The 14,472-nt window shown below is 59.4% G+C and carries 6 protein-coding genes and 7 pseudogenes; 6 read left to right on the forward strand and 7 right to left on the reverse strand.

Annotated elements, in window-relative coordinates:
• The 7 genes and pseudogenes from DQ405_RS22305 to DQ405_RS22335 form a co-directional block, all read right to left on the reverse strand.
• A pseudogene (locus DQ405_RS22305) lies at positions 1-897 on the reverse strand (IS3 family transposase); the annotation flags it as partial.
• A gap of 166 nt (positions 898-1,063) precedes the next feature.
• Positions 1,064-1,379 (reverse strand): annotated as a pseudogene (locus tag DQ405_RS22310) (transposase); the annotation flags it as partial.
• A 590-nt stretch (positions 1,380-1,969) separates the two neighbouring features.
• Positions 1,970-2,341: pseudogene (locus DQ405_RS22315) on the reverse strand (group II intron maturase-specific domain-containing protein); the annotation flags it as partial.
• A gap of 40 nt (positions 2,342-2,381) precedes the next feature.
• Positions 2,382-3,916: pseudogene (locus tag DQ405_RS22320) on the reverse strand (IS3 family transposase).
• A 236-nt stretch (positions 3,917-4,152) separates the two neighbouring features.
• Positions 4,153-4,612, reverse strand: a pseudogene (locus DQ405_RS22325) (transposase); the annotation flags it as partial.
• 66 nt (positions 4,613-4,678) lie between these two features.
• A pseudogene (locus tag DQ405_RS22330) lies at positions 4,679-4,969 on the reverse strand (IS3 family transposase); the annotation flags it as partial.
• Between the two features lie 229 nt (positions 4,970-5,198).
• Complete coding sequence (locus DQ405_RS22335; protein WP_241730114.1) at positions 5,199-6,554, reverse strand: FAD-binding oxidoreductase; 1,356 nt, start codon at positions 6,552-6,554, stop codon at positions 5,199-5,201.
• Positions 6,555-7,209: 655 nt separating this feature from the next.
• Here DQ405_RS22335 and DQ405_RS22340 point away from each other — a divergent pair.
• The 6 genes and pseudogenes from DQ405_RS22340 to DQ405_RS22365 form a co-directional block, all read left to right on the forward strand.
• A complete protein-coding gene (locus tag DQ405_RS22340) occupies positions 7,210-7,932 on the forward strand; it encodes a GntR family transcriptional regulator (protein WP_168426185.1) in 723 nt (240 codons plus the stop codon).
• Entirely contained in the window at positions 7,929-8,816 is an 888-nt protein-coding gene (gene prpB / locus DQ405_RS22345; protein WP_168426186.1) for a methylisocitrate lyase, read from the forward strand. Before DQ405_RS22340 ends, prpB begins: the two co-directional genes overlap by 4 nt.
• A gap of 80 nt (positions 8,817-8,896) precedes the next feature.
• Positions 8,897-10,024: a bifunctional 2-methylcitrate synthase/citrate synthase gene (gene prpC, locus DQ405_RS22350; protein ID WP_168426187.1), complete on the forward strand. Its 1,128-nt coding sequence runs from the start codon at positions 8,897-8,899 to the stop codon at positions 10,022-10,024.
• A gap of 74 nt (positions 10,025-10,098) precedes the next feature.
• Positions 10,099-12,696, forward strand: a complete 2,598-nt coding sequence (acnD, locus tag DQ405_RS22355; protein WP_168426188.1) for a Fe/S-dependent 2-methylisocitrate dehydratase AcnD — start codon at positions 10,099-10,101, stop codon at positions 12,694-12,696.
• Positions 12,697-12,805: 109 nt separating this feature from the next.
• Positions 12,806-13,993: a 2-methylaconitate cis-trans isomerase PrpF gene (prpF, locus tag DQ405_RS22360; protein ID WP_168426189.1), complete on the forward strand. Its 1,188-nt coding sequence runs from the start codon at positions 12,806-12,808 to the stop codon at positions 13,991-13,993.
• Between the two features lie 305 nt (positions 13,994-14,298).
• Positions 14,299-14,472 (forward strand): annotated as a pseudogene (locus tag DQ405_RS22365) (DUF932 domain-containing protein); the annotation flags it as partial.

Consider the following 14,472-nt stretch of genomic DNA (forward strand, 5'->3'; position numbering starts at 1 on the left):
GGAACAAGCGGCTGGCGTACTGGCTGCCCTGATCGGAATGAAACAACACCTGTTGCGGCTTGCCGCGTTGCTCATACGCCATGTCCAGCGCTTTGATCACCAGGTCGGCATCCGGCTTGGCAGAAAATGCCCAGCCGACCATCCGCCGTGTATGCAGATCCAGCACCGCAGCCAGGTAATGCCAACGGCCTTGCGCCCAGATATAGGTGATATCGCCACACCAGACCTGATTGGAGCGCTCGGTAGCGAACGCTCGGTTTAGCCGATTCGGGATATCGGGGCGTTCAACCGTGGCCTGTTTGTATGCGTGCGAGCCGGGTTGCTTGCTGATCAGGCCCAACTCTCGCATCAGACCTCGCACCTTAAAGCGACCAATCTCAACGCCGTCTTCGCGCAGCATGCCAAGAATGCTGCGGCTGCCGGCCGAGCTCCGGCTCTGGCTGAACAATTGGCTGACGCGGCTACGTAGCGCAACGCGGCGAGCATCGACACGGCGGCGTCGAAGACGATGGGCGTAGTAGCAAGACCGCGCCACATCAAAGGCTGAACAGACCACTTCCACCGGCTCCCGCTCACTTAACTGGTCTATCAGCGCGTACGATCGAGTTCGTCCGACATCAAGAGAGCGGTAGCCTTTTTTAGGATCGCTTTTTCTCTTTCCAGGCGATTGATCCGGGCCTCCAGCTCCTGAATCTTCTGCTGCTCTGGCGTCAGCGCTTTGCTCTTTGGGGTCACGCCTTGGCGCTCGTCTTGGAGTTGTTTCACCCACCGGCGCAACGCCGAATCGACGACACCCAACGAGCGACAGGCTTCGATAGGGCTGTAGCCTTGATCCAACACCAGGGCTGCTGCCTCTCGCTTGAACTCGGCGGAAAAGGTACGTCGTTGCTTGCTCATCAGACACCTCTCTGTTGGCGAGGATTTTCGCCTAAATCGGTGTCCAGGATTAGTAGACCACTACATGCTGATTTTAAAACGGAGATTCGACCAAAAACGATCGGTCATCCGCCCATTTCTCAGCTATTTGGTCGCTGCCAGTACCGCGCAGCGGTCATTTCCCATATTACAGAAGCACCTCTCCTGCATTCGTCAGCAAATGTCGGCGCGCCATCCATAGATTCGACAGCGCAAACAGCGTCACCAGTTGTGCCGTGTTCTTAGCCAGGCCATGGAAGCGCGTCTTTACATAACCGAACTGGCACTTGACCACCCGGAACGGATGTTCAACCTTGGCATGCACCTGCGCCTTGGCCTTCTCGATTTTGCGCTTGGCTTTGTACAGTGCGCTGCACGTACTCAGCTTTTTGTACGTACTGCGGCGGGCAGCGATCTGCCAGATCACCTCCATGTTCTGGGCGTTTCTCCATCCTGGCATAACCGTAAGCGCTCCATAAACCCTATTACAGGGTGACCTTCGCTTTTTCCACATTCCTTTACCCGCAGCATCAACAGCTTGCTTTACAGCTCACCTGCCGAAATCGGCAACGCTACGGGCTTACCCTGTTCCGCATGGATTTCCGAACGGGTCGGGCTCCTCGACTTCGCCGGCGGCACCACATCCACGAGGGGCTATCGGTAAGAGCCCCTGCCTGGCCGCACACCTTTTGGTACAAGCCTGTCAGCATCTTTGGCTTGGCTATTATGACGACGTTTATATGAGGTTCACGTGTGTTAGCCGTACCCGTTCATCCCTAGCCCCTCTCCGCCTTGATGCTGGCAGACTCAGTCTGACCTCGCGGTTCGACCTACCGAAATACCGGCGGTTACATTGTCCCCAGAGCTTCAGACCCGGTTGTTACCGGCCACGCCTGTCTGGGTAGGGAACGAGTGGTGGAACAATCGGTACCGTCAGGCATTACCCCGCGGAACAGAAACCCATGCGACTTTCAGGTCGCACTGCCGAAGTAGTGAGTCGACCGCAGGAACTGCCCCCACAGCCGCTCGCAGAACCGTACGTGACACTCTCGCGTCATACGGCTCCCGTTATCCAACCTTGCTGGCCGGCCACTCGCCAGTGATGGAACAGTCGGGGTGCCACCGTCCGCATCTTTTCCAGCCATTGGCTAATGCGCCGCTTGCGCCTGTGAATGGCCTTATACTTTCGTCGGGCCCAGCGTTCAAGTGCGCGGTCAATGTGCTGGAAGATGCCAAGCATGGCTGTCCGATAGAACGAGCCATAGTATTGCCACCACCCCTGTATCACTGGATTGTAGAGCCGAGCCACGTCGGCCAGCGTCACGTGGGTTTGGCGATTGAGTCGCCACCTGCGTACCGCTTGCCGCATCCGCTTCAAGGCATCCGCACTCGCTCCCGGAAGGAAGCTCGTGAAGAGCTGGTCTTGTCAGCGTTTTTCAAGGTAGTTGTCGCGTCCACCGTGTTTTTTATGCCGCTTCTTTCTGCTGCGATTGTTCCCGATCCGGATTGAGCATGACCGCTCCGATCGGCTCTCAATTTCGTGTCTTGCCTGACCAGCGTCCCGGATGGAGGGCACGGGCCTGCTGATACAGCGCATGCCGGCGAGCCAGCACCTGCTGATCCACGCCGCGATGGCGCTCCGCCGGGGTCACGAAGCGGATGCGGCTGTGGCGGTGCTCATGGTTGTACCAGCGCATGAAGCCCCTGACCCAGGCCCTGGCTGCGTCCAGATTGGCAAAGCCGTCCTTCGGCCACTGCGGGCAGTATTTCAGGGTTCTGAACAGCGACTCCGAGTACGGATTGTCATTGCTCACCCGTGGGCGGCCACGTGACGGGCTGATGCCCAGGTCGTGCATTTTGCTCAGCAGCGTTAACGACTTCATCGGCGCACCATTGTCTGAGTGCAACACCAGTGGCGCGCCCAGGCACTGTTCGGCGATGACGCTACGCTGCAACAGCTTGGCGGCCAGCTCACCGCTCTCTTGCTCGTAGACCTCCCAGCCCACGCCCTTGCGGCTGTAGATGTCCTCGATCAGGTACAGGTAGTAATACTGTCCACGCACCGGCGAGGGCAGGTAAGTGATGTCCCATGACCACAGCTGATTGGGACCTGTCGCCACATGGCTGGTCGGCGCGGCAGGCTTGTGCGGCGGCAGGCTGCTACCCCGACGATTCTGCTGGTCGGCGGCATGCAGCACGCGATAGAAGGTCGCTTCCGAGGCCAGATACTGGCCCTAATCCGCCAACCGCGGCACGATCTGACTCGGCGGCAGGTGGGCGTGCTCCTGGCTGTTGCACACGGCCAGGATGGCTTCACGCTCGTCCTGACTCAGCGCATTGGCCGGCGTGGGGCGTACCGTGGTGGTTCGCGCATCGGCTTGCATGTCACCCTCTTCTGTCCAGCGTTGCAGGGTGCGCAGGGACACCCCAGTTCCTCGCAGGCCACGGCCTTGCGGGCGCCGCTCGTCACCGCGTCGGTCAACCAATCAACGAATTGCTGCCGTTCTGGCAACGAGGTCAATTGTCCTCGTTGTCGTCCCCCCAGTAGGCAGTAAGCTTTTTTCGCAGCACCAGGATGGCCGCCGTTTCTGCCAGTGCCTTGTCCTTGCGCCGCAGCTCGCGCTCCAGTTCGGTAATGCGCTTCTTGTCGCCACGCGCCTGCGCGCGCTCGGCCTGGCGCTGCGTCTGAGCGGACAGCTGACCCGTGATGCAGGCTTGGCGCCAGGCATTGATCTGCCCGGCGGCAGTACTCGCTCAGCTCGATCTCCGACAGGGTCGCGGCCTCCAACACCACGGCGAACTTGGCTTCGGCAGGCCAGTCATCGGGCAATTTCTTATCTCCTGGCACAACGGCTCCTTCTGCCTTGGCCTGTTTGCGCCAAGCATACAGGGGCACTTCGCTGATGCCTTCCTGGGGGGCTACCTCGGCCACGGACAGGTTCAACGGCGGCAGCAGCTTCTTCAGCAGGGCTGCTTTACGTTCGGGTGAATAACGCGGCATTGCATCGCTCTTTCCGCCCCCGGTCTTTCGTTTTGATGAATCAGATCAGGCGACAACTATCCTGACACCGGGGGCCATCCTCGGGGGATGACTTTTCCTCGGTCGCTCACCACCACACTTTTGGATGCAGCAGCACCGGGTGGTTTGAAGCCTGCTCCTGCAAGCTGACTGCGGAAGGCCTACTTCCATCTTCGGTACAGCATCACAGGTCATTTGACCTGTGTTCGTGACACACAGTACTGGTTGCCCTTCTTGGTTTGAAGCATTTCTGGGTCGCGCTTACCGTCCTTGTTCTTGGTCGAACTCGGCGCATGAATCAGCGTGGCGTCGACGATCGTGCCTTGGCGTAACGACAGACCTCGGTCGCCTAGGTAGCCATTGATCACGGCCAGGATGCCAGCAGCCAATTCGTGTTACTCCAGCAGGCGATGGAAGTTGAGGATGGTGGTCTCGTACAGCGCCTCTTCCATTGCCGGGTCGCTGTAGCCAAACCAGTTCTGCAACAGATGAACCCGTAGCATCGCCATCAGCGGATAGGCTGGTCTTCCGCCTTCACCCGTGGCGTAATGGGGCTCAATCAACGCAATCAAACCCTTCCACGGCACCACCCCGATCCATTTCGATCAGGAACAGCTCCTTGCGGGTCTGCTTGCGCTTGCTGGCGTATTCGGCGTCGGCGAAGGTCATCTGCTTCATCAGAAAAGCTCAGCGAGTGGAGTGTAGGTATTTTGCCAAATCGGGAAGTGTTTTTCAGAGTTTCCTTAATTGCGAGCGCGCCACACCGAGACATTCGCTGACCAGCTTCACTGACCGCCCCCGGGGCAACAAGGGCGAGTGCGCAATCCATTTTCTTTCGACAGCGGGCGATTTCCACGGCCTCTTTGTGGATTTCCCCTTCCATGGTTTGCTTGCCCAACATCCGCTGTAGCTCACGGATCTGCTTGAGCGCATCGCTTCACTCGGACGCAGGCACTACAGCTTCACCAGCGCTGATCGCCGACAAACTGCCGTCTTGGTAAGCTTGCGCCACAGAGACAGTGGGTTGGCATTCATGCCGTTGCGCCCCGCAGCTTTGCTCTGGGCTCCAGCGGAGCCGCCGCCCTGACGACTAAATGCTTTGCCAATATACTTGTCGTTGCTGCTAGTCCTAAATAACCGTTGCTTATCCCTAATCGTAAGGGGGAAACGGTGTCCTGTCTTTCATGGGGCTTGTTCAGCGAACGCAACTTTAGCCTTTCTTACCGCCTTCTTCCTCCGCTTCCAGGCTAAATCGCGAAGCACCTTAAATTAGTTTGCCAGGGTTGAGCAGCCCCTTCGGATCAAGCACCTTCTTGAGACCCCGCATCAGCGCCAATTCGGCAGGCGTTCTGGAATAGGCGAGCCAGTGCTTTTTCAGCGTGCCCACGCCATGCTCCGCAGATATCGAGCCGCGGTAGCGCCCAACTACCGAATATACGGCCTTCTCAACTCGCTCCAACTCCTCGGGGGAATTCGGCACCCGGCAAACCACCACATGCAGATTGCCATCGCCGACATGGCCGAAGAAAAGCGCGTTCAAAACAGGCCAGTCGCGTTTCAGGTTCGCCCGGATATGCTCGGCACACTCACCGATCCGGGCCACTGGTACCGATACGTCGAAATTCAGGGTCGGGGCGAAGTCGCGCAGGATCTCGGATATGCCGTCGCGCAGCGACCAGAAGGATGCTGCCTCGGCCACGGACTGCGCCACCGCGCCGTCGAGGATCGAGCCTTGTTGGAAGGCTTGCTCAAGCATCGCCTGGAAGCGTGCGGCGTCGGTTTCTGGTTGGCCGCAATGCATGTCGATAAGAACATAGACCGGGTAGTCGCCATCAAGCGGTGAGCGCAGCGCACAGGTCTCGCTGACAATTTCCAGATAGTCGCTCCACATGATCTCGAAGGCGCTCACCTGACCCGAGAGGCTTGCCTGGGCCTGGCGCAGGAAAGTGAGGGCCGACGCATAGCTCTCGGTACCCACTAGCGCGGTGCAGGTCCGCAGGGGCAGGGGGTGGAGTTTGACCACAACCTTGCTGACGATTCCTAAAGTGCCCTCGCTGCCGATGAATAGGTGTTTGAGATCCATGCCGGCATTGTTCTTCGCCATCTGGTTCATCATGTCCAGCACGGTGCCGTCGGCCAATACTACTTCAAGCCCGAGGATCAGGTCGCGTGTGGTGCCGTAACGAATGACCCGGTTGCCTCCGGCATTGGTCGCTACGTTGCCCCCGATCTGGCAGGAGCCCCGGGCGCCTAGGTCGATTGCGAGCAAGGCGCCGGCCTCACGGCACGCCTCTTGTACGTTTTGTAGTACGGCGCCGGCCTCGACTGTTACAGTCCCGGACTCCGTATCGATCTTCTCGATCCGGTTCATGCGCTCCAGCGAGACCAGTACTTCGCCGCCGCGCGGTACCGCGCCACCAACCAGCCCGCTTAAACCTCCCTGGGGAATCACTGGCTGATCATGCGCGTGACACAGCTCCATAAGGGCACACAGCTCCTCAGTCGAGCGCGGCCGTAGCACCGCCAGCGCCGACTTCGCACCGATTCCGCTCCAATCGTGCAGGTATCGCTCTGTCGCTTCGCCCAAGAGAACCTGGTCGGCGCCGAACGCCGCATGCAAGGCAGAGATCATCTGCGGGTTCTGGATTGTGTCATTCATTTGCTTAGATCCTGATCGTGGCCTGGTTTGCGCCCTGGGTTGTGGTATCTATCCGGATGTCTACTTCCTTTTCTAGGTCTTCGTTCCGCCTCAATAAGTTTGAGCTTGTCGGTGAGATTGATCGGCACCGCCTCGGTTTGGGCCTTCGACTCCTGATGCGAAGTTGCGCCATTTGAGAAGCACCTGAGGGATATGTCTTCAATGCGCAAACGCGGCGGACATGCCGTAAGCTTTCAACTGCCCTCGCATACTGATGCCATCGGCAAGACTGCTGAGTGATTCGGTCTGATAGCCAGTTCTGTCAGCTCGTAGTAGCCATCTTCGTCAACGAAGTCAACCAACATCCAGGCAGTAAACCGACTCATTCCGGCTCGCCTCATCAATGAGTTGCTTCATGTGCCGCCTCCGTCATCGAAATAAGTCATCGCCCGCAACATGCCCGAAATTGGTGCCGTCTGGGCGCGCGACTAGGCTTGTACGGCTGGCGCCGCTGGCATGAATCGCTCGGCATGACCGCAGCGGACATCGAAAGTGTCGACAATTACCTTCGTATCATTGACTGGGATGGATCAGGGAGCTTAACTTGTGCGCATCGTAAATTAAGGTGTCAACAAATATGCTCGATGCCCAGGGGATCCCCCGTCCTGAGCAGGTCGATAGCGGCACCCTCTCCGAGCATGTCTTTCGGCTGATCCAAGCGGCCATCGTAAAAGGTGACATCGCCCCAGGCAGCAAGATCTCCGAGCCCGAGCTCGCCCGCACCTACGGCATAAGCCGCGGCCCGTTGCGCGAGGCGATACACCGCCTCGAAGGGCAGAAGCTGCTGGTTCGCGTACCGCATGTGGGTGCTCGCGTGGTGTCGCTCAGCCATGCGGAGTTGATCGAGCTCTATGAGATTCGCGAATCACTGGAAGGCATGGCCTGTCGGCTCGCCGCCGAACGCCTGAGCGAGGCCGAGATCGACGAGCTGAGGCGCGTACTCGATACCCACGAGCGGGATGAGGCGTTTCGGGCCGGCGTCGGCTATTACCAGCAGGAGGGCGACTTCGATTTTCACTACCGGATCATCCAGGGCAGCGGCAACCGCACGCTGACCCAAATGTTGTGTGGTGAGCTGTATCAGTTGGTGCGGATGTACCGCATACAGTTTTCCGCTACCCCAAACCGTCCGCGGCAGGCTTTTGCCGAGCACCACAGGATTCTCGATGCCATTGCCGACCGTGACGGCGAGCTGGCCGAGTTGTTGATGCGCCGGCATATCGGCGGATCTAAACGCAACATCGAGCGCCACTACCAGGCCGCTCAGGAACAGACACCACAAACAAGAGGTGAGGCATGACACTTCCTACCCCCGGCCAGCGTTTCCGTGATGCGGTGGCCAGCGAGCATCCCCTGCAGGTGGTTGGCGCGATCAACGCCAACCATGCGCTGCTGGCCAAGCGTGCCGGTTTCAAGGCGATCTATCTGTCGGGTGGCGGCGTTGCTGCCGGTTCGCTCGGCTTGCCGGACCTTGGCATAAGCGGTCTGGATGATGTGCTGACGGACGTGCGCCGCATTACCGATGTTTGCGACCTGCCGCTATTGGTGGATGTCGATACCGGCTTCGGTTCCTCTGCCTTCAATGTGGCACGTACCGTCAAGTCGATGATCAAGTTCGGCGCCGCGGCAATCCACATCGAGGACCAGGTCGGCGCCAAGCGTTGCGGTCATCGACCGAACAAGGAAATCGTCTCGCAGCAGGAGATGATCGATCGGATCAAGGCCGCCGTCGATGCGCGTACTGACGACAGCTTCGTGATCATGGCGCGCACCGATGCGCTGGCGGTAGAAGGTCTGGACTCCGCGCTGGAACGGGCCCAGGCCTGCGTCGAAGCGGGCGCAGACATGGTGTTCCCGGAGGCGATCACCGAACTGTCGATGTACAAGCTGTTCGCCGAGAAGGTCGGCGCGCCGATCCTCGCGAACATCACCGAGTTCGGCTCGACACCCCTGTATACAACCGAAGAACTGGCCAGCGCCGATGTTTCGCTGGTGCTGTATCCGCTGTCGGCGTTCCGCGCCATGAACAAGGCAGCCGAGAACGTCTACACCGCGATCCGCCGCGACGGAACGCAAAAGAACGTGATCGACACCATGCAGACCCGCATGGAGCTGTACGACCGCATCAATTACCACGCCTTCGAGCAAAGCCTCGATGCGCTGTTTGCCCAGAAGAAAAGCTGAAACGAAGCGGGACGCCTGACGTTCCGACCGACCGAAAAGTAATTTGCAGTATCCAGAACAAATCCAATAAGGAGAGAGCAATGGCTGAAGCAAAAGTTTTGAGTGGCGCTGGCCTGCGTGGGCAAGTCGCCGGGCAGACCGCGCTATGCACCGTGGGCAAGACTGGTGCGGGTCTAACCTACCGTGGTTACGACGTGCGAGAACTGGCCGAACATGCCGAATTCGAAGAAGTCGCCTATCTGCTGTTCTATGGCGAGCTGCCCACCGAGCAGCAATTGGCCGACTACAAGAAACGGCTGAAGACCATGCGCGACCTACCAGCCGCACTGAAGGAAGTGCTGGAGCGGATCCCGGCTGATGCTCATCCGATGGATGTGATGCGTACCGGTGCGTCTGTGCTGGGTACGCTGGAGCCGGAGCTTTCGTTCGAGCAGCAGCGCGATGTGGCTGAGCGCTTGATGACCGCGTTTCCGGCAATCATGTGTTACTGGTACCGCTTTACGCACCAGCAGACGCAAATCGAGTGCACCAGCGACGAAGACACCCTGGGCGGGCATTTCCTGGCGTTGCTGCATGGCAAGAAACCGAGCGAACTGCACGTCAAGGTGATGAACGTTTCCTTGATCCTTTACGCCGAGCACGAATTCAACGCATCGACCTTTACTGCACGCGTCTGCGCCTCGACCCTGTCGGATATGTACTCCTGCGTAACCGGTGCCATCGGCTCATTGCGTGGCCCGCTTCATGGCGGTGCCAACGAAGCTGCGATGGACATGATCGAGCAGTGGAAGTCGCCGGACGATGCGGTACAGGGCATCCTCGGCATGCTCGAGCGCAAGGACAAAATCATGGGCTTCGGCCACGCGATCTATAAAGAATCCGATCCGCGTAACGAAGTCATCAAGGTCTGGGCCAAGAAACTGGCCGAGGAAGTCGGTGATACCGTTCTGTTCCCGGTTTCGGTCGCGGTCGACGAAACCATGTGGGCGCAGAAGAAGCTGTTCCCGAACGCCGACTTCTACCACGCTTCCGCCTACCACTTCATGGGCATTCCGACCAAGCTGTTCACGCCGATCTTCGTCTGCTCGCGCGTAACCGGCTGGGCGTCCCATGTCATCGAACAACGGGCCAACAATCGCATTATCCGGCCGAGTGCCGAATACGTTGGCCCGGAACAGCGCAAGGTTGTCCCGATCGCTGAACGCTGATCAAGGGGGGGAGGCCGCACCAGCGGTTTCCCCGACCTTGCCTTCGAATATCCACTGGATCGAGTCTTTCCGGCATGAATACAGAACACCGCAAACCGTTGCCCGGCACACTGCTGGATTACTTCGATACCCGAGCCGCGGTCGAAGCCATCCAGCCGGGTTCCTACGACAAGCTGCCCTATACCTCGCGTGTACTGGCTGAACAGCTGGTGCGCCGCTGCGATCCGGCTGTGTTGGCTGATTCGCTCAAGCAAATCATCGAGCGCCGGCGCGATCTGGATTTCCCCTGGTATCCGGCGCGCGTGGTCTGTCACGACATTCTCGGTCAGACCGCTCTGGTTGATCTCGCCGGTCTGCGCGATGCGATTGCTGAGCAGGGCGGTGATCCGTCCAAAGTTAATCCAGTGGTCCCGACCCAGTTGATCGTCGATCATTCGTTGGCTGTGGAATTCGCCGGCTTCGATCCGGAAGCGTTCGAAAAGAACCGCGCGATCGAAGAGCGCCGCAACGAAGACCGCTTCCATTTCATCGAATGGACCAAGACCGCATTCAAAAATGTCGATGTGATCCCGGCCGGCAACGGCATCATGCACCAGATCAACCTGGAGAAGATGTCGCCGGTGATTCAAGCACGGGGTGGCGTAGCCTTCCCGGATACCTGCGTGGGAACCGATAGCCACACCCCGCACGTCGATGCCCTGGGTGTGATCGCCGTCGGCGTCGGCGGTCTGGAAGCCGAAACCGTGATGCTTGGCCGCGCTTCGATGATGCGTCTGCCGGATATCGTCGGCGTTAAGCTGACGGGTAAACATCAGCCCGGCATCACCTGTACTGACATCGTCCTAGCTTTGACTGAGTTCCTTCGCAAGGAGCGCGTGGTCGGTGCGTACGTCGAGTTCTTCGGTGAAGGCGCCGCCAGCCTGACCATCGGGGATCGCGCCACGATCTCCAATATGTGCCCCGAGTACGGCGCCACGGCGGCGATGTTCTACATCGACCAGCAGACCATCGATTACCTGATACTGACCGGCCGCGAGCCGGAACAGGTGGCGCTGGTCGAGAACTATGCAAAGACCACTGGTCTTTGGGCCGATGCGCTGGTCGAAGCCGAATACGAGAGGGTGCTGGAATTTGATCTGTCCAGCGTCGAACGCACCATGGCCGGACCCTCGAACCCGCATCGCCGCCTGCCGACCTCGGCGCTGCATGAGCGCGGGATCGCCACGGACCTGGACAAGGCGTTGGCGGAAGAAGCACAGGGGTTGATGCCGGATGGTGCGGTGATCATTGCCGCTATCACCAGCTGCACCAATACTTCCAATCCACGAAATGTCGTGGCTGCTGGTTTGCTGGCTAAGAAGGCCAACGAACTGGGACTGCTGCGTAAGCCCTGGGTGAAGACTTCCTTCGCGCCAGGCTCGAAGGTGGCCAAGCTGTACCTGGAGGATGCCGGGCTGCTATCCGAACTGGAAAAGCTCGGCTTTGGCATCGTCGCCTACGCCTGTACGACCTGCAACGGCATGTCCGGAGCGCTGGACCCAGAGATTCAGCAGGAAATCATCGATCGAGACCTGTACGCCACCGCGGTGCTCTCGGGTAATCGCAACTTCGATGGCCGTATTCATCCGTACGCTAAACAGGCCTTTCTCGCCTCGCCACCGCTGGTAGTCGCCTACGCCATCGCCGGTACCGTGCGTTTCGACATCGAAAAGGACGTGCTTGGCCATGACCCGTCGGGCAATCCGGTTACCCTCAAAGTCCTGTGGCCGAGCGATGAAGAGATTGACCGCATCGTCGCTGCGTCGGTGAAACCCGAGCAGTTCAAGCAGATCTACATTCCAATGTTCGATCTGGGGACGGTGACCGAGGCCGAAAGCCCCCTGTACGACTGGCGGCCGATGTCGACCTACATCCGTCGGCCACCTTACTGGGAGGGCGCGCTCGCGGGCGAACGCTCGCTCAAGGGCATGCGTCCGCTGGCTGTGCTGCCGGACAACATCACCACCGATCATTTGTCGCCGTCCAACGCGATTCTGCTGGACAGTGCCGCTGGTGAATACCTGGCAAAGATGGGCCTGCCGGAGGAGGACTTCAATTCTTACGCGACCCACCGCGGCGATCATCTGACCGCTCAGCGCGCGACCTTCGCCAACCCACAGTTGGTGAATGAAATGGCTGTGGTCGATGGCCAGGTAAAGAAGGGTTCGCTGACACGCGTCGAGCCGGAAGGCACCGTCATGCGCATGTGGGAGGCGATCGAAACCTACATGCAGCGCAAGCAACCGCTGATCATCATTGCTGGCGCGGATTATGGGCAGGGCTCCTCCCGCGACTGGGCCGCCAAGGGTGTTCGGCTGGCAGGTGTCGAGGCAATCGTGGCCGAGGGCTTCGAGCGCATCCACCGTACTAACCTGGTTGGCATGGGCGTGCTGCCGTTGGAATTCCAGCCGGGCACCACGCGCAAGACCCTGGATATCGACGGCAGTGAGACCTTTGACGTGATCGGCGAGCGCACTCCGCGTGCCACGCTGACGCTGGTGATCACCCGCAAGACTGGCGAGCGGCTTGAAGTGCCAGTCATCTGTCGTCTTGATACGGCCGAGGAAGTGTCGATATATGACGCTGGTGGGGTGCTCCAACGCTTCGCGAGGGATTTCCTCAACCAACCCTGAGGACGTCGCTAGGCGGAACTGCTGCGCCCAAGGCGGCAGCGTCGCCTCCCTAGTGTTGAATTTGTGCTGTGACCAGTGGGGTCACCGCATTTGATGAGGAAGGTTTCCCATGGCTCATGCACCGCAACTGAAAATTCCGGCTACCTATATGCGCGGTGGCACCAGCAAAGGCGTGTTCTTCCGCCTGCAGGATCTGCCGCCGGCGGCACAGGTCCCCGGCGAGGCGCGTGACAAGCTATTTATGCGCGTCATCGGCAGTCCCGACCCCTACGGCAAACATACCGATGGGATGGGTGGCGCCACATCCAGCACCAGCAAATGCGTGATTCTTTCCAAAAGCGATCGTCCCGAACACGACGTCGAATACCTATTTGGCCAAGTATCGATCGACAATGCCTTTGTCGACTGGAGCGGCAATTGCGGCAACCTCTCCACGGCTGCCGGTGCCTTCGCCCTGCATGCGGGGCTGGTCGATCCGGAGCGGATTCTCCGGGACGGCGTCTGCAGCGTGCGCATCTGGCAGGCTAACATCGGCAAGACCATTATCGCCCATGTGCCGGTCAGCAACGGGGAGGTGCAGGAGACCGGTGACTTCGAACTGGACGGCGTGACCTTTCCGGCCGCCGAGATCGTGCTGGAGTTCATCGACCCTGCAGACGAAGGTGAGGGCGGCGGCTCGATGTTTCCCACCGGAAATCTTGTTGACGACCTTGACGTGCCGGGTATCGGTGTTCTGAAAACGACCATGATCAATGTCGGTATCCCGACCGTCTTTATCAACGCTGAAGACATCGGCTTCGCCGGTACGGAACTGCAGGAAACTATCAACGGGGATCCGAAGACGCTGGCGATGTTCGAGGTTATCCGTGCCCATGGCGCGCTGCGCATGGGCCTTATCGCGACGCTCGAAGAGGCCGCCAAACGTCAGCACACTCCAAAAGTGGCTTTTGTCGCCAAGCCAGCTGACTACGTTTCATCTAGTGGCAAAGCCGTGAGCTCCGCTGAAATAGACCTTCTAGTGCGAGCGTTATCGATGGGCAAGCTGCACCACGCGATGGTGGGCACCGCGGCCGTCGCCATCGGTACAGCGGCCTCGATTCCAGGCACGCTGGTCAATCTGGCAGCCGGAGGCGGCGATCGCTCAGACCTGGTGTTTGGGCACCCGTCCGGCACCTTGAGGGTGGGCGCCGAGGCCCGCAAGGTTAACGGTGAGTGGACGGTGCTGAAGGCAAGCATGAGCCGCAGTGCGCGCATCCTGATGGAAGGATGGGTACGCGTGCCGGGCGAAGGGTTGTGATGCCAGCTGGGTTTGATGCTTCGGCGGCCTCCAAACTAAAGGCCCGATGCAAAAATTTTCACTAAGCGGACTTTTTGTTGCCTAGCGAAGCGGCACTTATTTCAGCGTGCGCTCGATGCTTTTCCACGCGTGGATAAGTCTATCAGCGCAGCTGCTCTTGAACCCACTCCTTCGATAGCCCAGTTCAGTTGTTGAAGACCTGCCACATTCCGTCATGCAGCAGGTCACCCTTGCCATGCAATCAAAACGGTTCGTCAGCCGCCGTGTCGTTGTCGCCCTTGCGTTTTCGTTCGCGTGATTTGATCTTTGCCTGCCAGAACGGCCTGGTGTGTGGCGACGCCGTGGCGGACGTGCGCGTGCCACACAAGGGTGACGTGACCGCCCAGGTGATTGATGGCGCCTACGAGATGCTGCAGGGTTTTGAGCAGGAGCAGGAGCAGGAGCAGGAGCAGGAGCAGGAGCAGGCGTCCGGCGAGGCC

It is taken from the genome of Pseudomonas sp. SST3 (assembly GCF_003325755.1).

Coding starts and splice junctions, on each gene's coding strand:
- prpB (WP_168426186.1), top strand. CDS start 7,929: ATGACACTTCCTACCCCCGGCCAGCGTTTCCGTGATGCGGTGGCCAGC.
- acnD (WP_168426188.1), top strand. CDS start 10,099: ATGAATACAGAACACCGCAAACCGTTGCCCGGCACACTGCTGGATTAC.
- prpC (WP_168426187.1), top strand. CDS start 8,897: ATGGCTGAAGCAAAAGTTTTGAGTGGCGCTGGCCTGCGTGGGCAAGTC.
- DQ405_RS22340 (WP_168426185.1), top strand. CDS start 7,210: ATGCTCGATGCCCAGGGGATCCCCCGTCCTGAGCAGGTCGATAGCGGC.
- prpF (WP_168426189.1), top strand. CDS start 12,806: ATGGCTCATGCACCGCAACTGAAAATTCCGGCTACCTATATGCGCGGT.